The 26,207-nt window shown below is 37.9% G+C and carries 26 protein-coding genes and 1 pseudogene; 9 read left to right on the top strand and 18 right to left on the bottom strand.

The window, feature by feature from the left end:
* Nucleotides 1-5: 5 nt before the first annotated feature.
* The 4 genes from LC457_RS15285 to LC457_RS15270 form a co-directional block, all read right to left on the bottom strand.
* On the bottom strand, nt 6-1,004 hold the full coding sequence (locus tag LC457_RS15285; RefSeq protein WP_223600656.1) for a 4-hydroxyproline epimerase: 999 nt from the start codon (nt 1,002-1,004) through the stop codon (nt 6-8).
* Nucleotides 1,001-2,491, bottom strand: coding sequence for an aldehyde dehydrogenase (NADP(+)) (locus LC457_RS15280; protein ID WP_223600655.1), 1,491 nt, complete (start codon nt 2,489-2,491; stop codon nt 1,001-1,003). The genes LC457_RS15285 and LC457_RS15280 overlap by 4 nt, the downstream gene beginning before the upstream one ends.
* 8 nt (nt 2,492-2,499) lie before the next feature.
* Nucleotides 2,500-3,411 carry a dihydrodipicolinate synthase family protein gene (locus LC457_RS15275; protein ID WP_223600654.1) on the bottom strand — a complete coding sequence of 304 codons (912 nt, stop codon included), beginning with the start codon at nt 3,409-3,411 and terminating at the stop codon, nt 2,500-2,502.
* A gap of 92 nt (nt 3,412-3,503) precedes the next feature.
* Nucleotides 3,504-4,385 (bottom strand): AraC family transcriptional regulator, encoded by an 882-nt coding sequence (locus LC457_RS15270; RefSeq protein WP_223600653.1) that lies wholly within the window; start codon nt 4,383-4,385, stop codon nt 3,504-3,506.
* Nucleotides 4,386-4,559: 174 nt separating this feature from the next.
* On the opposite strand from LC457_RS15270, the gene LC457_RS15265 reads away from it, so the two are divergent.
* The 3 genes and pseudogenes from LC457_RS15265 (at nt 4,560) to LC457_RS23515 (ending at nt 8,139) form a co-directional block, all read left to right on the top strand.
* Nucleotides 4,560-5,948 carry an aminopeptidase P family protein gene (locus tag LC457_RS15265; protein ID WP_223600652.1) on the top strand — a complete coding sequence of 463 codons (1,389 nt, stop codon included), beginning with the start codon at nt 4,560-4,562 and terminating at the stop codon, nt 5,946-5,948.
* A 19-nt stretch (nt 5,949-5,967) separates the two neighbouring features.
* Nucleotides 5,968-7,233 (top strand): annotated as a pseudogene (locus tag LC457_RS23520) (DPP IV N-terminal domain-containing protein); the annotation flags it as partial.
* A 243-nt stretch (nt 7,234-7,476) separates the two neighbouring features.
* Entirely contained in the window at nt 7,477-8,139 is a 663-nt protein-coding gene (locus LC457_RS23515) for an alpha/beta hydrolase family protein (RefSeq protein ID WP_374200558.1), read from the top strand.
* 72 nt (nt 8,140-8,211) lie between these two features.
* On the opposite strand, the gene LC457_RS15255 is transcribed toward LC457_RS23515, so the two are convergent.
* Nucleotides 8,212-8,730 (bottom strand): outer membrane beta-barrel protein, encoded by a 519-nt coding sequence (locus LC457_RS15255; RefSeq protein ID WP_262904081.1) that lies wholly within the window; start codon nt 8,728-8,730, stop codon nt 8,212-8,214.
* 173 nt (nt 8,731-8,903) lie between these two features.
* Nucleotides 8,904-9,329: a hypothetical protein gene (locus LC457_RS15250; RefSeq protein WP_223600649.1), complete on the bottom strand. Its 426-nt coding sequence runs from the start codon at nt 9,327-9,329 to the stop codon at nt 8,904-8,906.
* Nucleotides 9,330-9,455: 126 nt separating this feature from the next.
* On the opposite strand from LC457_RS15250, the gene LC457_RS15245 reads away from it, so the two are divergent.
* A complete protein-coding gene (locus tag LC457_RS15245) occupies nt 9,456-10,061 on the top strand; it encodes a DNA-3-methyladenine glycosylase (protein WP_223600648.1) in 606 nt (201 codons plus the stop codon).
* Between the two features lie 3 nt (nt 10,062-10,064).
* Here the strand turns inward: LC457_RS15245 and mug are convergent, their stop codons facing one another.
* On the bottom strand, nt 10,065-10,568 hold the full coding sequence (mug, locus tag LC457_RS15240) for a G/U mismatch-specific DNA glycosylase (protein WP_223600647.1): 504 nt from the start codon (nt 10,566-10,568) through the stop codon (nt 10,065-10,067).
* 99 nt (nt 10,569-10,667) lie between these two features.
* On the bottom strand, nt 10,668-10,817 hold the full coding sequence (locus LC457_RS15235) for a hypothetical protein (protein ID WP_223600646.1): 150 nt from the start codon (nt 10,815-10,817) through the stop codon (nt 10,668-10,670).
* A gap of 47 nt (nt 10,818-10,864) precedes the next feature.
* On the opposite strand from LC457_RS15235, the gene LC457_RS15230 reads away from it, so the two are divergent.
* Nucleotides 10,865-11,182: a multidrug efflux SMR transporter gene (locus LC457_RS15230; RefSeq protein ID WP_223600645.1), complete on the top strand. Its 318-nt coding sequence runs from the start codon at nt 10,865-10,867 to the stop codon at nt 11,180-11,182.
* Nucleotides 11,183-11,555: 373 nt separating this feature from the next.
* Here the strand turns inward: LC457_RS15230 and LC457_RS23455 are convergent, their stop codons facing one another.
* The 3 genes from LC457_RS23455 to LC457_RS15215 are packed head-to-tail and all read right to left on the bottom strand — an operon-like array spanning nt 11,556 to nt 13,084.
* Nucleotides 11,556-12,146 carry a LytTR family DNA-binding domain-containing protein gene (locus LC457_RS23455; RefSeq protein ID WP_223600986.1) on the bottom strand — a complete coding sequence of 197 codons (591 nt, stop codon included), beginning with the start codon at nt 12,144-12,146 and terminating at the stop codon, nt 11,556-11,558.
* Between the two features lie 4 nt (nt 12,147-12,150).
* Complete coding sequence (locus LC457_RS15220; RefSeq protein WP_223600644.1) at nt 12,151-12,654, bottom strand: TlpA disulfide reductase family protein; 504 nt, start codon at nt 12,652-12,654, stop codon at nt 12,151-12,153.
* A 1-nt stretch (nt 12,655) separates the two neighbouring features.
* A complete protein-coding gene (locus tag LC457_RS15215; RefSeq protein ID WP_213279521.1) occupies nt 12,656-13,084 on the bottom strand; it encodes a rhodanese-like domain-containing protein in 429 nt (142 codons plus the stop codon).
* Nucleotides 13,085-13,415: 331 nt separating this feature from the next.
* On the opposite strand from LC457_RS15215, the gene LC457_RS15210 reads away from it, so the two are divergent.
* Complete coding sequence (locus LC457_RS15210; protein ID WP_223600643.1) at nt 13,416-15,080, top strand: FAD-binding dehydrogenase; 1,665 nt, start codon at nt 13,416-13,418, stop codon at nt 15,078-15,080.
* Between the two features lie 13 nt (nt 15,081-15,093).
* Nucleotides 15,094-15,897 carry an SDR family oxidoreductase gene (locus LC457_RS15205; RefSeq protein ID WP_223600642.1) on the top strand — a complete coding sequence of 268 codons (804 nt, stop codon included), beginning with the start codon at nt 15,094-15,096 and terminating at the stop codon, nt 15,895-15,897.
* Between the two features lie 37 nt (nt 15,898-15,934).
* On the opposite strand, the gene LC457_RS15200 is transcribed toward LC457_RS15205, so the two are convergent.
* The 7 genes from LC457_RS15200 to LC457_RS15170 form a co-directional block, all read right to left on the bottom strand.
* A complete protein-coding gene (locus LC457_RS15200; RefSeq protein WP_223600641.1) occupies nt 15,935-16,744 on the bottom strand; it encodes a phosphatase PAP2 family protein in 810 nt (269 codons plus the stop codon).
* Between the two features lie 33 nt (nt 16,745-16,777).
* Nucleotides 16,778-19,198 (bottom strand): TonB-dependent receptor, encoded by a 2,421-nt coding sequence (locus LC457_RS15195; RefSeq protein ID WP_223600640.1) that lies wholly within the window; start codon nt 19,196-19,198, stop codon nt 16,778-16,780.
* A 51-nt stretch (nt 19,199-19,249) separates the two neighbouring features.
* Complete coding sequence (locus LC457_RS15190; RefSeq protein WP_223600639.1) at nt 19,250-20,005, bottom strand: hypothetical protein; 756 nt, start codon at nt 20,003-20,005, stop codon at nt 19,250-19,252.
* A gap of 176 nt (nt 20,006-20,181) precedes the next feature.
* Nucleotides 20,182-21,471, bottom strand: a complete 1,290-nt coding sequence (locus LC457_RS15185; protein ID WP_223600638.1) for a HAMP domain-containing sensor histidine kinase — start codon at nt 21,469-21,471, stop codon at nt 20,182-20,184.
* 50 nt (nt 21,472-21,521) lie between these two features.
* Nucleotides 21,522-21,878, bottom strand: a complete 357-nt coding sequence (locus LC457_RS15180) for a four helix bundle protein (RefSeq protein WP_223600637.1) — start codon at nt 21,876-21,878, stop codon at nt 21,522-21,524.
* A 42-nt stretch (nt 21,879-21,920) separates the two neighbouring features.
* A complete protein-coding gene (locus LC457_RS15175) occupies nt 21,921-22,595 on the bottom strand; it encodes a response regulator transcription factor (protein ID WP_223600636.1) in 675 nt (224 codons plus the stop codon).
* A 71-nt stretch (nt 22,596-22,666) separates the two neighbouring features.
* Nucleotides 22,667-23,662: an aldo/keto reductase gene (locus LC457_RS15170; protein ID WP_223600635.1), complete on the bottom strand. Its 996-nt coding sequence runs from the start codon at nt 23,660-23,662 to the stop codon at nt 22,667-22,669.
* A gap of 213 nt (nt 23,663-23,875) precedes the next feature.
* Between LC457_RS15170 and LC457_RS15165 the strand changes: the two genes are divergently transcribed.
* Complete coding sequence (locus LC457_RS15165; protein WP_223600634.1) at nt 23,876-25,144, top strand: NAD(P)/FAD-dependent oxidoreductase; 1,269 nt, start codon at nt 23,876-23,878, stop codon at nt 25,142-25,144.
* 33 nt (nt 25,145-25,177) lie between these two features.
* Nucleotides 25,178-26,170 (top strand): SDR family oxidoreductase, encoded by a 993-nt coding sequence (locus LC457_RS15160; protein ID WP_223600633.1) that lies wholly within the window; start codon nt 25,178-25,180, stop codon nt 26,168-26,170.
* Nucleotides 26,171-26,207: the final 37 nt, after the last annotated feature.

Below are 26,207 nucleotides of genomic sequence, written 5' to 3'. Positions count from 1 at the left end.
TTTGTTTACATAACCTGAAATCCCTGCCAGTAAGGATCTTCATCATCAATAATAATATGATTATAACCGGTGATTCTTGCCCAGCCTTCTACTGAAGGGATAATTGCCGGTTTTCCGACAACAGTAGCCGTTCCTTCAATTCTCCCGATAAACTGGGATCCGATATAGCTTTCATGGATAAACTCTTCGCCTTCTTTTAATTTTCCTTTAGCATACCATTGAGCCATTCTTGCAGAGGTACCTGTTCCGCATGGTGAACGATCCAAAGCGTTCTCTCCTACTAAAACAGCATTTCGTCCACTGGCTTTAGGGTCTTTGGGATTACCCGTCCATTGAATATGGCTTAATCCGGTAATGTGTTCATTCTCAGGATGAATAAACTGGTATTTTTCATTGAGTAGTTGTCTGATGATTTTTCCGTAATGAATAAGCTGGCTGGCTGTAAAATCGGAAATATCTCTGAAATTCTCCTGAGGATCTATAATCGCATAGAAGTTCCCGCCATAAGCTACATCCGCTTTTATCAATCCGAGATCAGGACAATCAACTTCCAGGTTTTCGGCATACAGAAAGGATTTTACATTGGTTAATTTTACAGAGGTTACTTTTTTGCCTTCCTGTACATAATCAATAAGAATAAGTCCTGCCGGTGTTTCCAGGCGCAGCTTGCCGGGAATTTTGGGAAAAATCAAACCCTCTTCTATAGCAATGGTTACTGTACCTATCGTTCCGTGTCCGCACATGGGAAGACATCCGCTGGTTTCAATATATAAAACTCCGATATCGTTTTCTTCGTCAAAAGGTGGATACAAAATACTTCCACTCATCATATCGTGCCCGCGGGGTTCAAACATAAGCCCCTTCCGGATCCAGTCATATTCTTTCATAAAATGAAGCCTGCGCTCCATCATGGATTTTCCTTTTAAAATAGGACCTCCTCCTGCTACAAGACGTACAGGGCAGCCACAGGTGTGTGAATCTATACAAAAAAACGTTCTGTTCATGTGGTTTGTAATTTTAATGATTCTGAATTGACTTCTCCATCTATTATTCTGCTGATTCGTAACGGGTTTTCATTCTGCAATTCTTCAGGTAAAAATTCATCTGGCCAGTTTTGGAAAGAAATAGGACGGATAAACCTCTTTACAGCATCTGGTCCTACGGAGGTAAAACGGGAATCAGTAGTGGAAGGAAAAGGGCCTCCATGCTGCATGCCATAAACAACTTCTACTCCTGTAGGCATTCCGTTGAAGAGTAACCTTCCACATTTATCCTTTAGAAGATTAATAAGCATCAGATGATTCCGGGCATCTTCATCGGTAGCTGCTACGGTAATTGTTAACTGTCCTTTCAGTTGTTTAGCGATTTCCGTTATCTCTTCCTGGGTTTCGCAAGTTACAATGATACCAAAAGGCCCGAAAACCTCTTCACTTAGTACAGGATTTTTCATGAAGTTTTTGGCGTTGGTTTCTATCACGATAGCACGTCCGTACCCTTCATTAATTTCTGTATCTGCTGTTGCAATAATATGTACTTCAGGCTGTTCTGCTGCAAAGGTCTTATGTTTTTCAAAACTTTCATAAATTCCTTTGTGAAGCATCTTTGCGGGAACTGCTGTCTGAATTTCATTTTTCAGGGTAATGATAAAACGGTCCAGAGATTCTCCTTTAAGAGCAATACATACTCCCGGATTGGTACAGAACTGTCCCACTCCTAATGTTAAGGATGAAAGATATTCTTTAGCGAACGCTTCTGCTCTGATTTCAAGCAAATCCGGCAGGGCAAATACTGGATTGATGCTGCACATTTCTGCAAAAACAGGAATAGGATCTTCACGGTGATTCGCCATGTCGAACAACGCTTTCCCACCGGTAAATGAACCGGTAAATGCAACGGCTCTGATCTCTTTATGCTGAACTAAATAAGCCCCGATGTCATTGGATGTTCCGGTAATATGGCTGAAGATTCCTTCAGGCCAGCCACATTCTTTCACGGCAGCTGTTATAGCATCAGCCATGAGCTGAGAGGTTTTAGGGTGAGCCGGATGAGCTTTTACAATAACAGGACAACCTGCTCCAATAGCACTTGCCGTATCACCGCCCGCTGTAGAAAAAGCAAACGGGAAATTACTGGCCCCAAAAACTACTACAGGTCCTATACCCACATTGTATTTTCGGATGTCTCCTTTTTGTTTGTCAGATTGTGCAAGATCAATTCTTGGTTCTGTATATATTCCGGTGGCTACCGCTTTGGCATAGCTTCTCCATTGTCCTGTTGTTCTTGCTTTTTCACCAGTAAGTCTGGCTAAAGGCAGCGATGTTTCAGTATGAGCCGTTGTCAAAAGTTCTTCTCCCAGTGCTTCAATTTGATCGGCAACTTTGTTCATGAAGGCAGCCCGTTCTTTTACAGAGGTGTTCTTAAGGAACTGGAAGGCTTCAACCGCCATCTGAATTCTTCTATCAATATTTTGTGGTGATGTTTCTTCTATCATATCTGTATTTACGGAATTAGTAGTTTCGGACGATTCACTCTGCCTTCTTCAATAATCTTTTGAATTCTTTCAGCTTCTTCTCCATGAAGTTCCAGACGTGGGGCTCTTACATATGGACTGCTTATTCCTTCCGCTGTAGCAGCCAGTTTGATATACTGAATAAGTTTTGGGTGGATATCGAGTTCCAGCAATGGCATAAACCATCTGTAGATTGCTACGGCTTTGTCGTATTCATTTGCTTTCACATAGTTGTACATTGCCATGGTTTCATAAGGGAAAGCATCTACAAGACCTGCTACAAGGCCGTCTGCGCCAAGCATCAGGGTTTCCAGACAAATGGTGTCTACGCCTCCGAGAATTTTGATTCTTTTTCCAAAACGGTTGATCATCCTGGTTACATTGGCAAGATCTCTAGTAGATTCTTTAACAGCCTGAATGGTTGGGTACTCAATAAGCTCCTCAAACATTTCAAGGGTAACATATATTCCGTAATCAACCGGATTGTTATAGATCAGGATTGGAAGGTCCGTAGCGGAAGCCACTGCTTTGAAATATTCTACTACTTCACGATTATCGGCTTTATAACGCATCGGAGGAAGCAGCATGAGCCCGTCAGCACCTGATTCTTTAGCTTTTTGAGCAAAGTTTACTGCATTTTTGGTAGTATTTTCAGAAAGGTTAAGAATGACAGGAATTCTTCCCTGTGTTATCTTTTTTGCATATTTCAGCAGTTCAAATTTTTCTTCAGTTTCTAACGCGCTGGCTTCCCCTAATGTTCCCGCAAGGATAATTCCGTGAACACCTGCTTTGATCTGGGCTTCTGTATTGAGAGCAAACATTTCAAAGTCTATCTCACCTTCTTTGGTAAAAGGAGTTAATACAGCAGGATAAATACCTTCCCAGTTTAGTTTTGTACTCATATCAAATAATATTTATTCAAAACTAGGTGAATTTTAAAACGGTAAATGTTAATATTTTAATAGATACTAACCGTATTTTAACAAGTTGCTTTTTATTGCTCTATAGTGGCCTCTTTATAGTGTTTAAGGTATTCTTTAGGCGAATATTTCATAATGGACTTGAAAACCCGGTTAAAATTGGTAAGGCTGTTGAATCCGCTGTTAAAAGCCACAGAAGAAATACTGTACATACTGCTGGATGTTAATAGTCTGCAAGCTCGTTGTACCCGGAGTTCATTAAGATATTCAATATAAGTGATTCCGGTTCGTTTTTTAAAAGATCTGCAAAATGCCTGAGGGGTCATACAGGCTTCCTGAGCAATACTGTCAAGGGTAAGTTTAGTTTGAGCAAAATTCTTCTTAATAAAGGTTTGGGCATCTATAATTCTTTGATCATAATCTGAAATATGATTTGGCAGATTCTTTTCTGAAGATAAGGGAATATGCAGATGCCTGTTTTGCTTAAGATGGTTTAAAATCCTGATAAAATCTATGATCTGCTCTACTCCTTCTGTTTTTTGTAATGCTGCAATGTTTTCCCCGATACATATTTTTAATTTAGGGGCAACCTGGAAACCGACTTCTGAATGGGCAATAAAATTTTTAAGCTCTCCAAATTCCGGTAAGTCAAAAAATGCAGCGATCTTTTTATACGGATCAAAAAATATAGAGATGGAATGAACTTTTTGTTTTTCATCTTTATCAAAATTACCCCGGAAGACATGTGATTGATTAGCTCCCAGATAGAAAATATCACCGGCCTCAAAATTAAAGAGATTTTGTTCTATGGCCAGTGTCCCGTGTCCTTTAAGAATCCACATGATCTGGGTTTCCGTATGGCGATGGAAGTAAGGATAAAAATTGGGCATTATATCTTCCTGAATACGGATACTTTTGTTGGTGTCAGCAGGGACTGAAAACTGAAGACTCTTCATAGAACCGATATTTTGATGTAAAAGGTTAAAATATGATCGAATTTAAGCAAAATATGAACACTGGATATCATATTAAAATCCAAACTTTACATTATTCTTTATTTTAGTAAATAAAGAGCGGTCAATAGTACAAAATCGTACCTTTAAAGCTTTAAATTAAAAAGTATTCATAATATGTTTTCAACACAAACCTATCAAGATAGAAGAGCAGTTTTACAAAGTAATGTATCGGGCGGAATTTTATTGTTTTTGGGAAATATAGAGAATCCTGTGAATTTTGAACACAATCCTTATTATTTCCGTCAGGACAGCACCTATTTATATTATTTCGGAATCCAGGAACCCCGTATTGCGGCCATTATTGATATTGATGAGAATAAGACCATTGTTTTCGGAGATGAATTAAGTATAGATGACATCGTATGGATGGGCAGACAGGAAACCCTTAAAGAAAAAAGTCTGAAATCCGGAGTACAGGAAACCATGCTGTATGCAGAACTTTCTCAATATATTCTAAAAGCACAAACTTCCGGGAGAAAAGTACATTATCTTCCTCCGTATCAGTCTTCCAATAAAATTTTACTTGCCGATCTTCTTGGGATTAAAATAACAGAATTACAGCCTTCTGCAGAAATGATTAAAGCCATTGTGAAGCAGCGGTCTATAAAAGAACCTCAGGAAATAGTGCAGATAGAACAGGCCGTGAATGTATCCAATGAAATGCATTTGCTGGCGATGCAGATCGCAAAACCGGGCATTAAAGAATATGAAATTGCGAATGCCATTCAATATCTGGCTGCCAATAAAGAATGTCAGATGTCTTATCCTCCGATTGTAACCATAAGCGGAGGAATTCTGCATAATCATTATCGCCTTAATACTTTGAAAGAGGGAGATCTTTTCCTTAACGATTCCGGAGCGGAAACGGCAATGGGATATGCAGGCGATCTTACCAGAACATTTCCTGTGAGCAAAACTTTTAGTACAAAACAAAAGGAAATGTATGAAGTGGTTCTGAATGCTTTTAATAATGCCCAACAGCTTCTGAAAACGGGTGTTCGATTCAAGGATATTCATTTGAAAGCTTCTCAGCATCTTGTAGAAGGTCTTATTGATCTTGGATTGATGAAAGGAAATCCTGAAGAAGCGGTAAAAAACCATGCCCATACCCTATTTTTCCAATGCGGATTGGGACATATGATGGGACTTGATGTACATGATATGGAAGATCTCGGAGAGCAGTATATTGGCTATACCGAAGAAGAACCAAAAGATACCAAAACATTCGGTCTTAAATCTTTACGTTTAGGAAAGGCTCTTGAATCCGGATTTGTAGTAACGGTTGAACCCGGTATTTATATGATCCCGGAACTGATTGATATCTGGCAGGCTGAAAATAAAAATGCAGATTTTATCAATTACGATAAAGTAAATGAATACCGAAACTTTGGAGGAATCCGTGTGGAAGATGATTTCCTGATTACTGATGACGGGTACAGACTTCTTGGGAACGGATTAATAAAAACAGTTGAAGAAATTGAAAATTACAGAGCTGAACATTGAGCTTAATCAAATAATAACTATGAAGAATATAAAAAAACTAACCGTTATTGCATTATACTTCCTGTGTCTGTCGCCATTGGCTGCACAAAAAACACAGTGGACTCCGGATGGCAATGCTTATTATTCATTTACTAAAAAGGGGGTTGAAATTGTTGATGTACTGCATCCCGGAAAAGATCAGACTCTTTTAAACAGCAATGAACTTGTTCCTATGGGAAGTTCTGAACCACTGCAGGTACAAAGTTTCCAGGTATCTCCTGATGACAAAAGTTTATTACTCTTTGCCAATACCCGAAAAGTATGGAGAGACAATACCCGTGGAGATTACTGGATCTTTGACAAAAACACTAAAAAGCTTACCCAGCTTGGAAAAGGATTACCTTCTTCATCACTGATGTTTGCAAAATATTCTCCGGACGGAAAAAAAGTAGCGTATGTATCCAAGCATAATATGTATGTTGAAGAACTTTCAAACAACCAGATTACCAAAATCACGACTGATGGTACAGACGGTATGATCAACGGTACTTTTGATTGGGTATATGAAGAGGAATTTGGAACTCAGGATGGTTTCCGATGGTCACCCGACGGTAACAAAATTGCTTACTGGAAGCTGGATGCAAGAGGTACAAAAAACTTCCTGATGATCAATAATACAGACAGCCTGTATTCATTTACAGTTCCTGTAGAATATCCGAAAGTGGGCGAAAATCCTTCAGGCTGCAGCATCTGGTTTTATGATCTTGCCTCTAAATCTTCAAAGAAAGCAGATATTGCAGGAGATGAAATGCAAAATTATATTCCGAGAATGGAATGGGTACTAGATTCTAAATCCGTTATTCTTCAGCAGCTGAACAGAAAACAGAATCAAAGCAAAATCATCGTGGCAGATGCCAACTCTGGCAGCAGCAAGACTATTCATACGGAAACAGATGCTGCATGGATTGATATCAAATCCCGTTGGAACGATAATGACCCAAGTGGCTGGGACTGGATTGAGAATGGAAAGGAGTTCCTTTGGCTTTCTGAAAAAGATGGATGGAGACATATTTATAAAATAGATATGAGCGGCAAGGAAACATTGATTACCAAAGATGCTTTCGATGTGATAAAACCTGAGTTTTTTGATGTTCAGAACAAACAGATCTACTTTTCAGCATCACCCAATAATGCGACTCAAAAGTATCTGTACAAAGTAAGTATGAAAGGAGGAAAAGCACAAAAAGTTACCCCTGAAGCTTACACAGGTTCCAATATATACACGATATCACCCAATGGGAAAATCGCGATGTTTACCAATAACAGCGTTAATGCCATTTCAATGGGTTCTGTAATATCACTTCCGGAACATAAAGAACTCGTTGCTGCCAAGAGAACAGCAAAAGCAGATCCTGCAAAGTCTAAAACAGAGTTTTTCCAGATTACCACACAGGATGGTGTTACATTGGACGGATGGGTGGTAAAGCCTAAAAATTTTGATCCTAATAAAAAATATCCGGTGGTTTTCACAGTCTATGGAGAACCGGCAATGCAAACAGTAACAGACAGTTTCTATACAGGCTGGAACCAATTGTACGTTGGAGATATGGCTGAAGATGGCTACCTGTATGTTTCCCTTGAAAACCGTGGAACACCTGCTCCAAGAGGACGTGAATGGAGAAAATCAGTCTATCGTAAAATAGGACAGCTTAATATCCGTGATCAGGCAATGGGAGCTAAAGCTTTATTTGCAAAATGGCCTTATGCAGATACTTCAAGAGTTGCCGTATGGGGCTGGAGCGGCGGAGGTTCATCTACCCTGAACCTTTTGGGACAATATCCTGATATTTACCAGACCGGGATTGCTATTGCTCCGGTAGCCAATCAGTTGTTCTATGACAATATCTATCAAGAAAGATATATGGGGCTTCCACAGGAAAACAGAGAAGATTTTGTGAATGGGTCTCCACTGGCTTATGCTAAAAATCTAAAAGGAAATCTTTTACTGGTTCATGGAACAGGTGATGATAATGTACATTACCAGAATACGGAAGTCTACATCAACGAGCTGGTAAAATACAACAAACAGTTTCAGCTGATGTCTTATCCTAACCGTACACACTCCATTGATGAAGGGGAAGGTACGTCAGAGCACCTTGCTACTCTATTTACAAAATATTTAAAAGAACATTGTCCTCCGGGAGGAAGATAGAAAAGAAAAAACCAGATATCAAATTATCTGGTTTTTCTTTTAAATAGAGGTAATGAATATTGATCCTGATTATTATAAACTGTAAGCCAGCCCTACATTTCCTATTCCTTTATATCCAAAACCTGCTTCAGCACTTACTCCCAATCTGCCTCCTAATCTAATTCCGAGCCCTGTAAGTTGATAATTAAAATGTGAGATACTTTGTAAAGGATTCCTACTCTTTTCCAATGTTAATCCTAATCCCAATCCGTAATACATACGAAATTTTGGTTTGGATATATAGTTGTAGTTACTTTTTACGGCAAAAGTATAATTGTGTGATTTTTCCGTTGATTTATCGGAATATTCTCTCGTTACCTGTTGATATGCGAGGTCTGTTCCAATAATCCATTTATCCTTTATTGCATAGTTATATTCAACAACAAAAGCTCCGGAATTTCCTGTCTCATAAGGACCATAACCGAATGTAAACACACTGGTAAAAGCATTAATAAAATCTGTGGTCGTTCCAAGTCCATAGGCAATTTTTATCTCTGAAGTTCCTTTACTTTGGGCTTTAATCACGGTACTGCCAACAATTAATAATAACAAGCAAATAGTTTTACATAAAGTGGTAAATAAATTTTTCTTTTCCATTTTGCAAAATTAAAGCTAATAATGCAGCAGTAGAGCTTTATCGCATTAGAATACAATTAGAACTCACTTAAAATATGGTTAAAGATATCACCTCTTTTGAAAGGTTACAGAGAAATGTTGGGTTCGTTTTATCTTCTTTTAAATACAATGGTCCAGGTTATATGAAAAGGCTCTCCTTTGTATTTGTCTGTCTCTTTCATGACAATCTTCATTGTTGTTTTATCCAGTTGGACGATTTCAAATCTTCGCTCATAATTACCCCCGTCAAATAAAGATAAGATTTTGTCTTCAGGATGTAATTCATACGAAAAATAAAGCTGCCCACTATCAATAATGGAGCCGTCAGCATTAAACTGCATGAGGTCTTTGCTGTTTAATTTGTAATTTTTTACCGTTCGGTTTCCATTAGCTTCAATCCCTTCACTTTCTGAGAGTACCGGCTGCCACTTCCCGACAATCATTTTTTGATAAGACTGCTGATAAGGAATACTGAATGACAATGCTGTCAGACAAAAAATAACCATAAACAGCGTCAGGTTGAAAAATTTCATCATAATTTTGCTTTTGGGGTGAGTGAGTGTCATTAACTCATGTTCAAATGTAGTGACAATCTGTTTAACTCTATGAAAATTGTTTTTATATCCCTACTTTTAACTCATTAAATACATAAAACCACTCATTTGAAACTGCCACTCTCCTATTATTCAAACCAAGACGTTCTTTTTCTTGCTCAGAATCTTCTGGGGAAAGTTCTTTTTACAGATATTAATGGTGAAATAACAGCCGGAATTATTGTAGAAACAGAAGCCTATTTCGGAGTTCTGGATAAAGCTTCCCATGCGTATGGCGGCAGACGGACAAACCGCACGGAAACGTTGTACAGTCATGGTGGTATTTCCTATGTTTATCTATGCTACGGAATTCATCATCTGTTCAATGTTGTAACTTCTGTAAAAGATGAGCCTCACGCTGTGTTAATCAGAGCTGTTGAGCCGCTGATAGGAAAAGGCATCATGGAACTCAGACGTAATATGTCCGCAGATAAGGCGGCTATTTCTTCCGGCCCCGGATCTGCAGCCAAAGCTTTAGGTATTGATCAATCTTTTAATAAAAAAGATCTGGATGGAAATGAAATATGGATTGAAGATCACGGAATTCAATATCCTGCCGATGACATTATAAAAGCTCCCCGTGTAGGCGTTGCATATGCTCAGGAAGATGCCCTTTTACCCTTGCGTTTTTTTGTGAAAGGAAATAAATATGTGAGTAAACCTAATACAATATAACAATTACAATTCATGAATTGTATGATAAAACTCTTTATAATAAGCAACCAGCTGATCGAGTGAAAAACCCCGGTTCAAACCGCTGGTATTGGGCAAAACCCAGACTTTTGCTCCACAGAAATCTTCTGTCTGCAGTCCCCATAGAATTTCTTTCTTTTTAGAGAAAGCTTTGTAAGCAGCCTTACCGAGAAAAGCTACATATTGAGGCTTATATTCTGTTATTTTTGTTTTAAATGTATCCAAAGCATTGTCAAACTCTTCTTTTGAAAGTTCATCAGCACGGGAAGTTGCCCTTGCGACAGCAGTTGTGAGTCCCAGCCCGAAATCCAGAATAGAAGTATCATTCACCGCTTCAATTTCATAAGAAGTAAACCCCGACTGGTGAAGGACTTTCCAGAAACGGTTACTCTTTCCCGAAAAATGATGGCCGTCATCCGATGATTTTAAACCGGGATTGATTCCACAAAAAAGGACGTTAAGATGACTTGTAATGATATCTGTTAGCATAATTGAGATGAATAGGTCTGAACAAAAAAAAGATTTCTGCTCACTCTTTTCCAAGGTATAAAGATATTAATATTAGGGATATATTCAGACTTACATTCATTATGGAATATTGAACGGTTCACTGTCTGTATCATACGTTCTATCTCTGTTTTTTGCAGCGTCACAAAGTTTATTATATTGAATATGAATGGGTAATGGTAATTTTGTATTATTAATTGAGATGGAGCCTTTTATTGTAAAGAACTTCATTTTTAATGAAATTTTCAATAAAAGCAACATCATTAAAAATAAGTAGTATGAACTGGATTGCATTAATTATCGCAGGAATTTTTGAAATTGGATGGCCTTTGGGACTTAAATTATCTCAACAACCGGAAAATAATAAATGGAGCTGGATCATATTTTCGATCATTTGTATGTCCGTTAGCGGCGGATTTCTCTGGTACGCTCAGAAAAGTATCCCTATTGGAACAGCCTATGCAGTTTGGACCGGAATTGGTGCTGTAGGAACTTTATTGGTGGGAATTTTGTTTTTTCAGGACTCAGCAAGTATTTTACGATTGCTTTCTGCATTACTGATTGTTGCAGGAATAGTTGGGCTTAAAATATTTTAAAATAAGATATTCCTCCTGAAAAAGAAATTGGCTTAAGATTATCACTAATCATTAAGCCAATCATCATTCAACATTAGCATAATCAACTAACCACATTTATCTCATTTGGTTTTCTATATTCCGGTGATTTTCACTCTTTTTTTGATTTCTCATCAAGTATCTTTTGCTATGTAAATTTGGATAAAAAGTAAAGAATTGAGTCAAAGATATATATCAACAACGCGATAAAATCTACTAAAATTATAAACTGAGAAACAGAAACAGCAAAATTGCCGGTTTCCTGAATTTTGAATTGAACGACTGAAAATTCCCCTCCCTCGGAGGGGTGGCAAAAATTTAAAATTTTTGACGGGGTGGTTTAGACACTTCCCTCTTAAAGCTCCAACAACGGCTTATACGTCCTTCCCACCGAAAGGTTTTTCCCCCTAATCTGAATGACATTGGCCGACTTAACTTCTATTTTGTCCTTTGAAATGATATACGACTTATGAATACAGACAAACATTTTGGGATTTAGAATCTTTTCTATTTTACTGATAGGCATTTTAAAAGTGAAAGTTTCTGTTTTTGTATGAATGTGAATATACTCTCTTAAGCTCTCGATGTAGAAAATATCCTGCAGAGTAATTTTAATCTGCTTTTTCCCGCTATTGATGAAGATATAATCACGTTCAGATACTTCCAGTAAAGCATCCTCCGCTTCCATTAAATATTTGAACTTCCCGATAGCAGCCTGAAAGCGCTCATAGGGAATAGGTTTCATCAGATAATCTGCAAAATCAAGTTCGTAGCCTTCTACGGCATAATGATGATAAGCAGTGGTAACAATAACGAATGGAGGATTTTTTAATTTTCTCAGAAAGTCAAAGCCTTTTACCACGGGAAGGTGGAGATCCAAAAACATCAGATCCACCTTATGAATGCTTAAAAGATTACTGGCATGTACAGCATCAGCACATTTTATATTCTTAATTCTGATTTAAAGTTTTCTTTAAAAACTCTTCCAGCTCCTTACCGTGAAGATTCTTAGCTAAAATTGTTCCCTGTCCGTCGATGATGATATTAAAAGGAAGTTCATCAATTTCGTAAAGTTTTGCGACAGGACTTTTCCAGAATTTTAAATCACTGATCTGTATCCACTGGATATTAAATCTGTCAATTGCTTTCTTCCAGCTTTCCTTATTTTTATCTAAAGAAACCCCCAGAATTTCAAACTTATTATTTTTTACCTGTTCAGAATAGGTATCATAAAATGTTTTCAGCTCAGGCTGTTCCTCTACACAGGGAGCACACCAGGTTGCCCAGAAATCAATCAGAACGACCTTTCCTTTTAATGTTGAAAGGGCAAATGAAGTTCCGTCTGACTTGGTCATTGTAATTTCAGGAGCTTTTTTCCCTACTTCTATTGTACTTTGAGCGGCAACAGATCCTGAGAAAATTATTAAAAGTAACAGAGTTAAAGCATTCTTCATATTAATCATTTGTAGGATAATCTTTATCCAGCCAGTCTGTTTTGATGTTTTTCGGAAGATTTAAAAGCTTCGCGTTTTTAAAGCCCATTTCCATCAGTAAAGCAAAAGCAGGACGTATATTAGGACATTTTACAAAAGGACAGCATCCGCAGTATATTACGATTTCTCTGTTTTTAGGAATGTCTTTCAGATAGTTTCTCAGTTTTTCCAGGTTCTCAGGCTCATGCGTTGGTCCTATATCTACAGAACCTTTGATGATGGCCTCAGGACCCACCGAAATGATTACCAGATCTTTTGTTTTATGCTTTTCGATTCGGGAAGCCAGTAACGCCGGGTCCATAAGCTGGCTGTCTTTCCATGGATCCTGTTTTTGCTGTGCCTGACTGAAAATGGAACAGACAAAGCAGGCAATGATAAATAAATACTTCATACTTCTATTTTTCACAAAGATAGAAATGTTTTATAGAGGATTACAGGAAAATCAGCGTTTACGGGATATTTTGAAGAGAACAGTTTTTTTGAATGATATGAATCACATTCTAAGTTCAAGATTCTATAATGAACTGTGTTCCCCGTGAATGGCTGATCCAGTAATGAAGTTAATTTCCTGAATAACAGTGTTTTAAAATGAAAATTTTTGTGATTTTGTCAAGTTTAAACAACTCTAGTATTAAATACTGAATATTTTGCAGCTTATATTTTTTTGGTTTTAAATATTTAATACATTTATAGTAAGTATCATTCAACAAAAATACCTAAAAATGGAAGAAACATTCCGGCCTGATGCCATCATCATAGGAAGCGGACTGGCAGGGCTTACTGCTGCCATGGAAATTACCAATGTCGGAAAAAAAGTACTGCTTTTGGATCAGGAAACTGAACAGAATATAGGAGGACAGGCATTCTGGTCTTTCGGAGGTCTGTTTCTGATTAATTCGCCTCAGCAAAGAAAAATGGGGATCAAAGATTCTTATGAACTGGCACTTCAGGACTGGAAAGGAACGGCTGGTTTCGATCGTCCGGAAGACTACTGGCCCCGTCAATGGGCAGAAGCTTATCTGAAATTTGCTGCCGGTGAAAAGTATGAATACATTTCCAAATTAGGCATCAAACTGATGTTTATGGTAGGCTGGGCAGAACGTGGTGATGGTTCTGCAACTGGACACGGGAATTCGGTACCTCGCTTTCATGTGAGTTGGGGAACCGGGACAGGAGTCGTAAAACCTTTTGTAGAAAAAGCATACAAAGCTCAGGAAAAGGGATTACTGCAGATGAAGTTCAGACATCGGGTGACGGAATTTATCTTAGAAAACGGGAAGATAAAAGGTCTCAAAGGAGATATTCTGGAGAATGATACTAAAGAAAGAGGTGCTGAAACGAACAGAAATGTGATTTCATCATTTGAATATACCGCTCCGAATATCATTATAGCTTCCGGAGGAATTGGCGCCAATCATGAGCTGGTAAGAAAAAACTGGCCGGAAAGACTTGGTAAAGCACCGGAAAATATGGTTTGTGGCGTTCCTGCTTATGTAGATGGCAAAATGATTGGTATTGCAGAAAATACAGGAGCTCATATTATCAACCGTGACAGAATGTGGCATTACACAGAAGGGTTGCAAAACTGGAATCCGATCTGGCCTAACCACGGAATCCGCATATTGCCTGGGCCTTCTTCGTTATGGTTTGATGCAAAAGGAAAACGTCTCCCCGCTCCTTTTCTTCCCGGATTTGATACACTGGGAACTTTACAGTATATACAGGAAACAGGTTTTTCTTATTCATGGTTTATCCTCACTCAGAAAATTATTAAAAAAGAATTTGCCCTTTCAGGTTCAGAACAGAATCCGGATATCACGAATAAAGATTATGTTCTTTTTCTGAAAAGGATTTTTGGTAAAAAGGCTCCGGGACCGGTAGAAGACTTTAAAGAACATGGAAAAGACTTTATTGTATCAGATAATCTGGAAGATTTGGTTAACAGGATGAATGAGTTGGCCGGAAATAACCTTTTGAATTATGAAAAAATAAAATCTCAGATTGAAGCCCGTGACAGAGAATTAGACAATAAATTTTCAAAAGATACTCAGGTTAATTATATCCGGAATACCCGGAATTATTTAGGGGATAAACTTGGGCGTGTAGCTGCTCCCCATAAGATTTTAGCTCCTGAAAACGGACCTTTGATTGCTGTACGGCTCAATATTTTAACCCGTAAAACATTAGGAGGTATAAAAACCAATCTGAATGGTCAGGTTTTAAAAGATGACGACAGCATTATTGAGGGATTGTATGCTGCCGGAGAGGTGGCTGGTTTTGGAGGTGGCGGAATGCACGGTTACAGAGCGTTGGAAGGTACATTTTTGGGAGGCTGTATCTTTTCAGGAATGAAAGCCGGAAAATATATTGCAGGACTTAAAAATTAAATAATAGTAAAGAATGAGCAGTTATTTCGATCATAAAGTGATTTGGGTTACCGGAGCCTCATCAGGTATCGGAGAAGCTTTGGTAACAAGTCTTGCAAAGAACAGCAATGCTAAAATCATCCTGTCGTCCCGAAAAGAAGAGCAGCTGCATCTGGTAGCTGAAAAAGCAGGATTGAATACAGATCGGTATGCAGTGATTCCTTTAGACCTGAAGAATTATAAAGAAATGCCTGCCATTGCAGTAAAAGCCTCAGAACAGTTTGGAAAGATTGATATTCTGATTAATAATGCAGGACTTTCTCAACGTTCTTTAGCCATGGAAACGGATATTGAAGTGGATAAACAGCTGATAGATATTGATTATATCGGAACGGTAGCCCTTACTAAAGCAACAGTACCTTATATGATCCGAAACAATGGAGGGCAGATTGCGGTTGTATCCAGTCTTATGGGAATATTCGGAGCTCCTATGCGAAGTGGTTATGCCGGAGCAAAACACGCCTTACATGGTTTTTTTGATGCTTTACGGGCGGAATTATTCAATCAGAATATTAGGGTTACGATTATTTGTCCGGGTTTTATACAGACCGATATTTCCATTAATGCAGTTACAGGAGACGGTTCATCACAAGGCACAATGGATGATGCCACGGAAAATGGAATGCCTGTAGATATTTTCGCAAAAAAAATGCTCCATGCCATTGAAAAACAGAAAAAACAAAAAGCCATAGGAGGTAAAGAAGTAATGGCTGTTTATCTGAAGAGATTTTTTCCGAACCTGTTGGCAAAAATAATTCGCAAGGCGAAAGTAGTATAAATACAAGCACCATTCAATACTAAACCGTGCTTGTATGTTAAAAAGTTTTTACTAAACCTATTCCTACAATTTTATTCTGATAAAACGGCATTACCATCGTAGATGACAGGGTATTTTTACTCATGTTCTTCCCTCGCAATAAATTATCAATTTTTGGAAACAGCCAATAGGCAAGTTCGGTAGACAGAATTCCAAATCCGGCTCCTGCCACAACATCCCCCAGCCAGTGTTTATCATTCAGCATTCTGTATACCCCTGTGAAAATAGCAAACGGATATCCTGAAATGCTCAGCCAGAAATTAGTGTCTTTATATTCCCTGAACATAAATTGTGCTGAAGAAAATGCTGTCGCTGCATGTCCTGAAGGAAAAGATAAGGTATTTGATCTGTCCGGTCTTTCCTCTTTTACAAGATGCTTTAAAGGCATGGTAAAGGCTGCCGCAATTAATTGTGAAGAAGCATAAATGATAGTACGGTCTCTCAGATTATGTTTCCCTTTTATCCCTGCTGCATTCAGTCCATATACAATGACCGCAGGAGCATACTGGGTATAATTATCCAGTTTTATTTGCGTGGGCTGATGTTCGCTGATCTCCACTTTTGTAGAAATATTAAGTTTCTTTAGATTATTCATTGACAGACCTGCTACTCCATAGGCAATGAATACTGTAGGAATAATCAGGCTTTTATAGTTCAGTTTGCTCTTTTGAATTTCTGTAGTGATTATGCTATCCTGTACAGGTTTCTGAACTTCAATAGTGTCATTTGTATTCTGAGCATTGATTGTGCTTAAAGCTGAACTCAAAACCAAGATATACATCACTGTTTTTTGAAAGTGTTTTTTCATCTTAAATCACATTTATAATTATTCAATTCCGTATCAAAATTTATAGCTGTACCCAAGCCGGATCACCTGAGTTTCATAATAATCATTACTTGTATAAGCGAACCCGCTGCCCTGAACAGATTTTCTGATGACCATTGTATTGAGTAAATCCGAAGCATTTAAAAACAGTTCGCCTTTCCCTTTCTGAATGGCTTTTTTCACTCCTGCATCCATAGAAAACCTTGATTTTATTCTTCCCTGCGGAATAATATCCGGTGCCAGATAAACGAGTGTAAACTGCATGTCCAGGCCTTTCGAAAAATGAAAAACGTTATTCATTTTAACATTCCCTGAGATGGCAGTCTGCAGGTCTGCCGAGAAAGTATTAGGTTTTGGATACAGATTTTCTACAGTAAATGCATTGATCTGATTACGGTATAAATTTCCGTTGACATTAAAGGAATAGACATCCGATATCTTTTGATTCCATATCGTTTCAATTCCTGTATTATAGCTTTTTCCGGCATTCTGGAATATGGCATAAATAAGAGTACTGTTCGGAACAATACTTGAAATTCTCGTGATGGTTCCGTTGGCAAAACGGTGGTATAATGCAGAATACAGATATCCGTTATCCCAATTGTGTTTATATCCAAGCTCAATGGAATTCGTAAACTGAGGACGCAGTGCCGGATTTCCTACCTTAATGATTTCTGCATCATCATACTTTGGAAAAATACGGATGTCCACTTCATTAGGACGGTCTACCCTTCTATTATAAAATACAGAGAACTTATTGCGGTCATCAAGCTTATAAGCAAGTCTGAAATTCGGGAATGGCTGGGTATAATTGTATCCGTCACTTTTATAAGTTGGGTGGTTGGGATTTACATCGTATTGAATTTTTACATATTCCAGCCTCAATCCCAGTTCTGCTTCCCATTTTTCATTTTCAAAAACATAATTTCCGTACACCGCAGGAATAAACTCTTTATAATCGGCTTTTCCTCCTGCAGAAGCATCCAGCACAGAGTTGGTACCGGGAATAAAATTCATGTTGGTAGGAATGCTTCTTTTTCTTAATTTAATCCCGGTTTCTATCCGGCCGTATTTCAGAGGTTTTACATAATCTATGTTGAAATCATATACCTGTTCATCAGATAACAGCTTGAAGGCATCCGTTCCTGTGGAAGAAGGAAGATAATTATCATAGAAATACTTTTCATCCTCTCTGTGGAAAGTATAATTGAATCCTACATTCAAAACATGCCCTGCGTCTTTGAATTTATGCTGATAAGAAGCAGTTCCCATCACGGTTGTTTTCAGTTCGTCTTCCAAAAACTGCCACAGGCGAAGACGTTGGGACATATCTCCATTGAAAAACGGCTGATCTCCCCTGTCGATGATCTTTTCGCTTCCATACATTCCTGAAATGGTTAAGGTATTTTGCGGATCAATAGTCCAGTCTATTCCTGCTTTAGTGGTGAAGAAATTCGTATTTCTGTTTCTTTTCAGCTGAGAATTAATAACGGTTCCATCATCATAAGTACGGGTTACAAATTCATTTTTATTAAGGGTTTCGGTATATAAATTATCGGCCTGTAAAAATATATTTACCTTGTTTTTTCTGTAATTAACAGACAGTGAAGGATTTATTTTAGGTGTTAGTGTATATTGCGGTCTTATTGTGGGAAGGTTTTCTTTTCTTATCCAAAGTGAGCCTAAACCTGTTGTAAACCCTGCTTTTCCATTCCATCCGTTCTGTTTATTCTTTTTCATGATAATATTGATGATTCCCGCATTTCCATTCGCATCATATTTTGAGGAAGGATTGTTGATGATTTCAATTTTATCAATAGCAGAAGCCGGAATATTATCCAGCCCTGTCTGGCTTCCAAACCCGGTGAGAGCAGTCTGTTTACCGTCAATAAGTACCGTTACTTTATCATTTCCTCTCAGCTGTACTTTACCGTCCTGTACAGTAATTCCGGGAAGATTCTGCATGCTTTGTAATACCGATCCGCCACTTTGGCTGATGTTGTCTGCTACAGAATACGTTTTTTTGTCAAGTCGGCTGTCTATTTCATTCTTTTTAGATGCCGTAATGGTGATGGCTTCTATTTTCGTTTCATTTTCCTGTTTCTGATTCAGTTCAATGGCAGGGATTTCCAGAAACTCTGAAAGACTTCCTATGAAAACAGGCTGAGTGTACGTATCATATCCGGTGATGGAGGTTTCCAGAAGATAATGGTCCGGTTTTATGCCTGTAATAGAAAATCTTCCTTCTTCATTGGTAATGGTTCCGGCCGTAAAAGTGCTGTCTTTTTCTTTTTTTAAAATAATATGGGCGTAAGGTATTGCTGTTTTATCTTTATTCATGATCCTTCCGGATGCCGTTACAGAAGCTGTCTGCGCTGAAACAAGGGAAGAAATTACCATACAGGTTGGGAAAAATAACAAGGCTGTCTTATTCATTCTGCTAGTCTTTATTTTCTATAAAAAGTTTGTTATAAGGAGAAATATTAATTATTCGTTTTGAAGAGGTAATTCCCGGCTGTGTTTTCTTTGTGAAATGATAATCATCAAAACCATCAGAGCAAGAGATATCAGGGAAGCATTGAGTGTTCCAAGGTCCAGACCTCCTTTAGCTAAAGATTTTGTCAAAAGATCTCCGAATGTGGCACCAAATGGTCTGGTAAAAACAAAAGCAATCCAGAACAGGACGACATGATTGATTTTTGTAAAATAATGAAGCGCCACTACTATTAATATAATGAGCCCGGTGATCAAAGCTCCCGTCATATATCCAAGTCCTAAATTATCACTCAGAAAATCCCCGAAAGCTGTTCCCAGACTATTGGAAAATAAGATGGGCGTCCAGTAATAGAATTCTTTATTTCTTTCAAAAATGGGATAAACCTCAAGGTTTTTATATTTTCTATACCATAAGAATAAGGAGTTTAAAAGACCAAAAAGCAAAATCAGGCTCCCCACCAGGTATCCTGCTTTTAAAGTACGGTCGATAAAATCGGAGATTTCTGTTCCTAAAGTTGTTGTTGCGATAATCACGATCCAGTAAACTGCCGGAATATATTTTTTTACACGAAGCTGTACGGATAATATGAGGATGAAAAATGCGAGTGTAACCAAAATTCCTACAACATACCCCAGATTAAGCGTCATAGAAATAAAATCTCCCAAGGTTTCCCCCAAGGTAGTGGCTACAATTTTCATAAGCCAGAAAAGGAGTGTAACGGCTGCTACTTTGTTTGCTGTTCTCATTTTGCTTTGTTTTTAGATGCCACCAATGGCATTGATTCAGAAGACCAGATAGTTGTTGTGAATGAAGACTTGTTTTTCAGTCATTACAAATAAATATCTGCCTCAGTATTTTCTATACAAAGGTGCAATACGATTTAGAAGAAATTTTGAATTGCCGGAGCCGTGAAATTCTTTAACTATAATTTAACAGTGAAGATATGGCGATTGTTTTCAAAGCGATAGCTGATCGTCCAATGATGAAACCTGCAGATTTCCTGAATGATAGCGAGTCCCAGCCCGCTTCCGCTGTTATCTGTTGAAAGTTTTGAAAATCTTTTGAACAGGAAATCCGTATTCAGCTTTTCAGCTCCGGAATTGGAAACTTCAAAAGATGAACCCGTCAATTGTATAGCAATAAAACCTCCAGGAGAAGTATGGCGAATGGCATTGATGATGAGGTTGTTGATCAGTATTTCTGTGAGAATGCTGTTTCCATTCACCTGTACACTGCCAGAGATCTCTTCCTGAACAGAAATATTTTTTTGCTCAAAATGTTCCCCGAGCGTATCTATACTTTGTTGAAGTAAATGGTCAAACAAAACAATCTCAGAACTGTCAAACTGGTTATTCTCAATTTTAGCAAGCAGCAAGAGGTTTTTATTGATGCGGGAGCTTCTTGTAAGAGCCTTGTTCATATCTTCAGCAATTCTGTACTGCTTTTCAGTGAGATTCTGATCCTGAAGCAAAAGATCAAGCTTATTCTTAATGATGGCCAAAGGAGTCTGCAGCTCATGGGAAGCGTTTTCTGTAAATTCTTTCTGGGTTTTATAAGTAGAAATATTACGTTCTATCAGTTTATAAAGAGACTGATTCAGTTCTTCAAATTCTGTGGTGTCAGAAGCTGGAAATTGTATGGTATTCTGACTGTTAAGATTGAAGGTTTTCAGTTGATCCAATGTATTTCTGAATGGTTTCCAGATAGATGAAGAAAGCCTTCTGTTCAGGTATAAAAGCCCTAAAACAATGATTACAAAGAAAAAAATGGTAATCATCGCAATCACAGCTATTGTTTCGTGTGATTCCTCAATATTGGTCTGTATGGTAAAAAGATAAGGTTTGTTCTGAAGATAAACGACTTTTTTCAGACATCTGTAGCGCTCCTTTTTTTGTTCCGAAATAAAGGGCAGGTGCTTTTCATAAGTATAAACCGTATCCTTTTTTATTTGTTGATTTGAAATTTTCTCAATATTCGTCTCAGGCTGGATGTCATTCCATAGCGCAAGGCTTTTATCCAATTCTTTTTCAGACAGCTTTAATTGGTTAAATTCATACGCCGTTTTCTCTACGATAATCTGATTATGCTCATCCAGTTCACTTTTCCAGATGGTGTCCACCACAAAATAATATACAGGAATACTTATCATCAACACAATAAGCACGTAGATGAGAAAGGGCTTTGTGGTTTTGGTGAGTAGAGGCTTCAACATAATTATGAATTATAAATTATGAGTTATGAATTGTTATTTTCTACGGAAGACTATTTGTTTTTTGATGTAATGATGATGCTTCGGATTATTTTTAATATTTCTATGGCTTCATTATTTATGCTTTCAAATTCAGTAGATGATAAATATTCAGTATGATATAAAAGCTCAATCCAGTAAATAGATTCATCACATTCTTTTTGAGCAACAGCGAGTTTATGAATAAAGTCAGCTTTACTTTCTGCATTCTGTGACTCCCTTATTAAAGCTCCTACTGCTGTTCCGCTTCTTAATAACTGTTTACTCAGAACATATTCATTCTTAGAAGTAGAAAGATATTTAAAAAGATTAATAATCCTTATTGCAAAATTAAAACTCTTATCTTTCAGTACATTTTTCTTTTCACTCATAATTTATAATTCATCATTTATAATTCATAATTCATAATTAATCTAGCTTTCCCACTTATACCCCGTTCCATACACCGTTTTCAGATAATGTCCGCATCCCCCATCATACAGCTTTTTCTTAAGGTTTTTTACGTGAGCATATACAAAATCATGATTGTCTAGCATATCTGCAAGATCTCCGGAAAGATGCTCTGCCAGTGTACTTTTGGAGATGACTTTATTTTTATTGCCTATAAAATAAATCAAGAGATCAAATTCTTTTTTGGTTAATGAAATGGCTTCATCATTTACAGCAACCGTTTTAGCCAGCAAATCAATCTGAAGCTCATTTTGTTTTACCACATTGGAGCTGCTGAACTGCTTCCTCCGGATAATAGAATATACCCTTGCCATAAGCTCAGAGAGATGAAAAGGTTTGGTAAGATAATCATCTGCACCCAGTTTTAATCCTTCAATTTTATCATCCAGAGCATTCTTGGCAGAAATAATAATAACGCCGTCCTGTTTCTGTTGCTTTTTTAATTCTTCAAGTATTTTCAGACCATTTCCATCCGGAAGCATAATGTCCAGTAAAATGCAGTCATAGTCAAATATCTCTATTTTACTCATAGCTTCACTGAATGTACTGGCTGCTTCACACAGGTAGTTTTCTCCGGACAGATATTCGGAAATACTTTGGGTAAGTGCTGCTTCGTCTTCAACGATTAGAATTTTCATGGCATAAAACTATCATTAAATTTTGAAGAAATTTTGAATTTAAGCGAATAAACATAAAAGATATAAACTATTTATTTTCCTCCCGGAACCTGTGCCTTCTCATAAATCAATCCTTCATTTTTTAACTCTGTCCAGAATTCAACAGGAATGGTAGTATTGAGAGCTTTCATATTATCTTTTACCTGTTCAGGCTGGCTCGCTCCGGGAATAATAGAAGCAAACTCATCAGAAGCCAATACAAAATGAAGAGCAGCATCAATAATACTTATGTTGTATTTTTCTGCAATAGAAGCCATCCGGGCTCTTTTCTCATGCATTCCTTTTGGGATCACATCTTTATAATTGTAGCGCTCTCTTCCTGCCAGATACCCTGAATTATATCCTGCTCCCGAAACAAGTTTTACCCCCGCTTTTCTCACAACGGGAAGCAGCCGGTCTACTGCATCTTCATGTTCCAGAATAGAATACTGCGTTGCAGAAAGACAGATATCCGGATCGGCAGAGTCTATACAATCTAAAATAGGTTCTATCTTATTTACGCCCATTCCCCATGCTTTGATAATTCCCTGTTCCCTAAGCTTTGAAAGAATCTTAAAAGCCCCTTCTCTAGCCTGTTTCAGAAAATAAGGATAGCGGTCTCCTACCTGATCTTCAGACAGGTCATGAATGTAAACGATATCAATATGACTCAGTCCGGTTCTTTCCAGGCTGTTTTCAATAGATCTTTGCACAGCATCGGCTGTATAATCATGAAAGAAATCGTAGTGAAGAGGATTTTTCCACATGGTAGGCGGAACTTCAGATTCAGGAACCTTATGAAAAAGTCTTCCTACTTTGGTTGAAAAAATAAAATCACTCCTGTCTTTATCCTTAAGAAAACCTCCGAATCTTCGCTCACTCTTAGTCAGTCCATACCACGGAGACGTATCATAATATCGGATTCCTGTGTCCCAGGCTGTTTGCAGTATCTTATGAGCCTGTTCATCAGTAATATTTTCAAAAGCCGTTCCTATCGCTACTCCACCTATTCCCAGTCGGTGCTTTTCTGTTAAAATCTCTGTTTTCATATGAATATATTTAAAGTGTTGGATTCTTAAACAGGCTGCAAACATCGTGCGAAACGTTAAAAGGAAAATAGACAGTACATCCTGAAACTCTTGTTTCTCATTAAAACAAGGTAGGTTTTGTTGTTTTAAACATTATGTTAAATATTTATTTTGGAACTTCTTTGGTCCTGTTATTGAATCTCTTTCAGTACACCATTTCAATAACAATTTATTATGAAAAAGCATATTCTAATCGTAGGAGGAGGATTTGCGGGGATCAATCTTATCAAATCTCTCAAAAATGATAAAAGGTTCAAAATAACCCTGGTTGATAAGAACAATTATCATTTTTTCCCGCCACTCATCTATCAGGTTGCTACTTCCTTCATAGAAGCTACCAATATCAGCTACCCTTTCAGGAAACTTTTTTCCAACGACAAACATGTGAAATTTCATATGGGAAGCCTGTTGAAAGTAAACCCTGAAAGTAAAATAGTAGAAACTGATACGGGAAACCTGAACTATGATTATCTGGTATTGGCATTAGGAACAGAATCTAATTTCTTTGGAATGGAGAGTGTAAAGAAATGCGCTCTGCCTATGAAAAATATTGAAGAAGCACTTTATCTCAGAAATCATATCCTACTGACCCTGGAAGAAGCTGCCCGGAATAAAGACATTAAAGAAGCCGAAAAACTTCAGAATATCGTTATTGCAGGAGGCGGTCCCACAGGAGTAGAACTGGCAGGGATGCTGGCCGAAATGGGAAAATATATTGCTCAGAAAGAATATCCTGAAATAAAACTGGGGCTTTCTAATCTTTATCTGATTGATGCTTTGCCTACCTTACTTTCACCCATGAGCCGACTCGCCCAGGAAACAGCCTATGAAAAACTGAAAGAATTAGGTGTTAAAATTCTGCTGAATGTTTCCGTAAAAGATTATACAGACAATAAAGTCATATTAAGTGACGGAAATTCTATCGAGACAGAAACCCTGATATGGACTTCGGGGGTGATAGGAAAAGAAATCCCGGGTTTACCGGAAGAAAGCATTGGAAAAGGAAGACGGGTTTTGGTGGATGCCTATAACAAAGTAGAAGGGATCACAAATATATATGCATTGGGAGATATTTCTTTAATGCTGGCCGAAGAAAAATATCCCAAAGGCCATCCTCAGCTCGCTCAGGTTGCCATTCAGCAGGGTAAAAATCTAGCTGCCAATTTTAAACGGATAGAAGACGGAAAAGTTCTGGAGCAATTCCGGTACAATGATAAAGGCAGTATGGCGATTATTTCAAAATACAATGCTGTGGTAGATCTTCCAAAGCATTCTTTTAATGGATTCATAGCGTGGCTCACCTGGCTTTTCATTCATATTATTCCTTTGGTAGGATTCAAAAATAAAATTCAGATGGCAATGGACTGGTTCCGTCTGTTTATCACCAACAATCCATCCATCAGGCTTATTCTCTTTCCAAAAAGAAATACAGGGAACGGATAATTAAAAAATACCAACACTTAAATCTCTATTATTATGAAAAATCAAAGAAGACCTCCTTTTTTTGGAGAAACAGTGGTCATTACAGGTGCTTCAAGTGGTATTGGGAAAGCAACAGCAGAAGCTTTTGCGGAACAGAGAGCAGATCTTGTGCTGGCAGCAAGAGGTGAAGAAGCTTTGAAAGAAACGGCAGAACTATGCAGAAAACTTGGGGCTACGGTGATTGTTGTTCCCACAGATACTTCTATAGCCGGAGATGTTCAAAATTTAGTTAAAGAAGCCCTTGAATTTAGTGGTAAAATTGATTACTGGGTGAATAATGCCGGAGTGCTGGCATTTGGTAAATTTGAGGAAATTCCGGTTGATGTAAGCGATCAGATCGTGAAAACAAACTTACTGGGATACATGCACTCGGCCCATGCAGTGCTTCCTGTCTTTAAGAAACAGAAAAAGGGAGTATTGCTTAACAATATTTCCATAGGCGGATGGATGCCTGCACCGTATGGAACAGCCTATACGGCCTCAAAATTTGGAATCCGCGGTATGGTGGAAACCTTACAGAGAGAAGTTTCGGATTTTCCTGATATTCATATCTGTGCGCTTTACCCGGGATTTCAGAAATCATCAGGAATAGAACATGCCGCTAATTACTCAGGAATAAAACTCGGTACACCTCCTCCTTCATTTGATCCGCGTAAACTGGCCGCTTCCATTGTAGAGACTGCCAAGAGCCCAAAAGAAGCTACCTATCCCGATTGGTCTGCAGTAGTATTTAAAAACCTGTATGAAATGTTTCCGGGAGTCATTCGCTATGTCTCTTCAGCAGGAATGCGGATGGTCATGAAAAAAGCGCATCAGGATAAAAATACCGGCGGAAATGTACAGGAACCTTCTAAAGGAAATATGGGAATTGATGGGAAAACATTGTTTTCTATTCCCGCAAAACCTTTGATCTGGGCAGGTGCAGGACTTATTGGAGCGGTAGCTGCAGGATTATTATTGACGGGTAATTCTAAGAAAAAAGGATAAAGTTTGTCATAAATAAAGATGATGAACAGAAATTGAG

Origin of the sequence: Chryseobacterium sp. GVT01B (assembly GCF_019970045.1) — a bacterium.
Taxonomy (GTDB): Bacteria; Bacteroidota; Bacteroidia; order Flavobacteriales; family Weeksellaceae; genus Chryseobacterium.
This window is presented reverse-complemented; position numbering and strand designations above follow the sequence as displayed.

Bases quoted from the DNA above. Each gene is read 5' to 3' on its own strand.
- LC457_RS15285 (WP_223600656.1), bottom strand. From the start codon at position 1,004: ATGAACAGAACGTTTTTTTGTATAGATTCACACACCTGTGGCTGCCCT.
- LC457_RS15280 (WP_223600655.1), bottom strand. From the start codon at position 2,491: ATGATAGAAGAAACATCACCACAAAATATTGATAGAAGAATTCAGATG.
- LC457_RS15275 (WP_223600654.1), bottom strand. From the start codon at position 3,411: ATGAGTACAAAACTAAACTGGGAAGGTATTTATCCTGCTGTATTAACT.
- LC457_RS15270 (WP_223600653.1), bottom strand. From the start codon at position 4,385: ATGAAGAGTCTTCAGTTTTCAGTCCCTGCTGACACCAACAAAAGTATC.
- LC457_RS15265 (WP_223600652.1), top strand. From the start codon at position 4,560: ATGTTTTCAACACAAACCTATCAAGATAGAAGAGCAGTTTTACAAAGT.
- LC457_RS23515 (WP_374200558.1), top strand. From the start codon at position 7,477: ATGCAAACAGTAACAGACAGTTTCTATACAGGCTGGAACCAATTGTAC.
- LC457_RS15250 (WP_223600649.1), bottom strand. From the start codon at position 9,329: ATGATGAAATTTTTCAACCTGACGCTGTTTATGGTTATTTTTTGTCTG.
- mug (WP_223600647.1), bottom strand. From the start codon at position 10,568: ATGCTAACAGATATCATTACAAGTCATCTTAACGTCCTTTTTTGTGGA.
- LC457_RS15235 (WP_223600646.1), bottom strand. From the start codon at position 10,817: ATGAAGTTCTTTACAATAAAAGGCTCCATCTCAATTAATAATACAAAA.
- LC457_RS15230 (WP_223600645.1), top strand. From the start codon at position 10,865: ATGAACTGGATTGCATTAATTATCGCAGGAATTTTTGAAATTGGATGG.
- LC457_RS15220 (WP_223600644.1), bottom strand. From the start codon at position 12,654: ATGAAGAATGCTTTAACTCTGTTACTTTTAATAATTTTCTCAGGATCT.
- LC457_RS15215 (WP_213279521.1), bottom strand. From the start codon at position 13,084: ATGAAGTATTTATTTATCATTGCCTGCTTTGTCTGTTCCATTTTCAGT.
- LC457_RS15210 (WP_223600643.1), top strand. From the start codon at position 13,416: ATGGAAGAAACATTCCGGCCTGATGCCATCATCATAGGAAGCGGACTG.
- LC457_RS15205 (WP_223600642.1), top strand. From the start codon at position 15,094: ATGAGCAGTTATTTCGATCATAAAGTGATTTGGGTTACCGGAGCCTCA.
- LC457_RS15200 (WP_223600641.1), bottom strand. From the start codon at position 16,744: ATGAAAAAACACTTTCAAAAAACAGTGATGTATATCTTGGTTTTGAGT.
- LC457_RS15195 (WP_223600640.1), bottom strand. From the start codon at position 19,198: ATGAATAAGACAGCCTTGTTATTTTTCCCAACCTGTATGGTAATTTCT.
- LC457_RS15190 (WP_223600639.1), bottom strand. From the start codon at position 20,005: ATGAGAACAGCAAACAAAGTAGCAGCCGTTACACTCCTTTTCTGGCTT.
- LC457_RS15185 (WP_223600638.1), bottom strand. From the start codon at position 21,471: ATGTTGAAGCCTCTACTCACCAAAACCACAAAGCCCTTTCTCATCTAC.
- LC457_RS15180 (WP_223600637.1), bottom strand. From the start codon at position 21,878: ATGAGTGAAAAGAAAAATGTACTGAAAGATAAGAGTTTTAATTTTGCA.
- LC457_RS15175 (WP_223600636.1), bottom strand. From the start codon at position 22,595: ATGAAAATTCTAATCGTTGAAGACGAAGCAGCACTTACCCAAAGTATT.
- LC457_RS15170 (WP_223600635.1), bottom strand. From the start codon at position 23,662: ATGAAAACAGAGATTTTAACAGAAAAGCACCGACTGGGAATAGGTGGA.
- LC457_RS15165 (WP_223600634.1), top strand. From the start codon at position 23,876: ATGAAAAAGCATATTCTAATCGTAGGAGGAGGATTTGCGGGGATCAAT.
- LC457_RS15160 (WP_223600633.1), top strand. From the start codon at position 25,178: ATGAAAAATCAAAGAAGACCTCCTTTTTTTGGAGAAACAGTGGTCATT.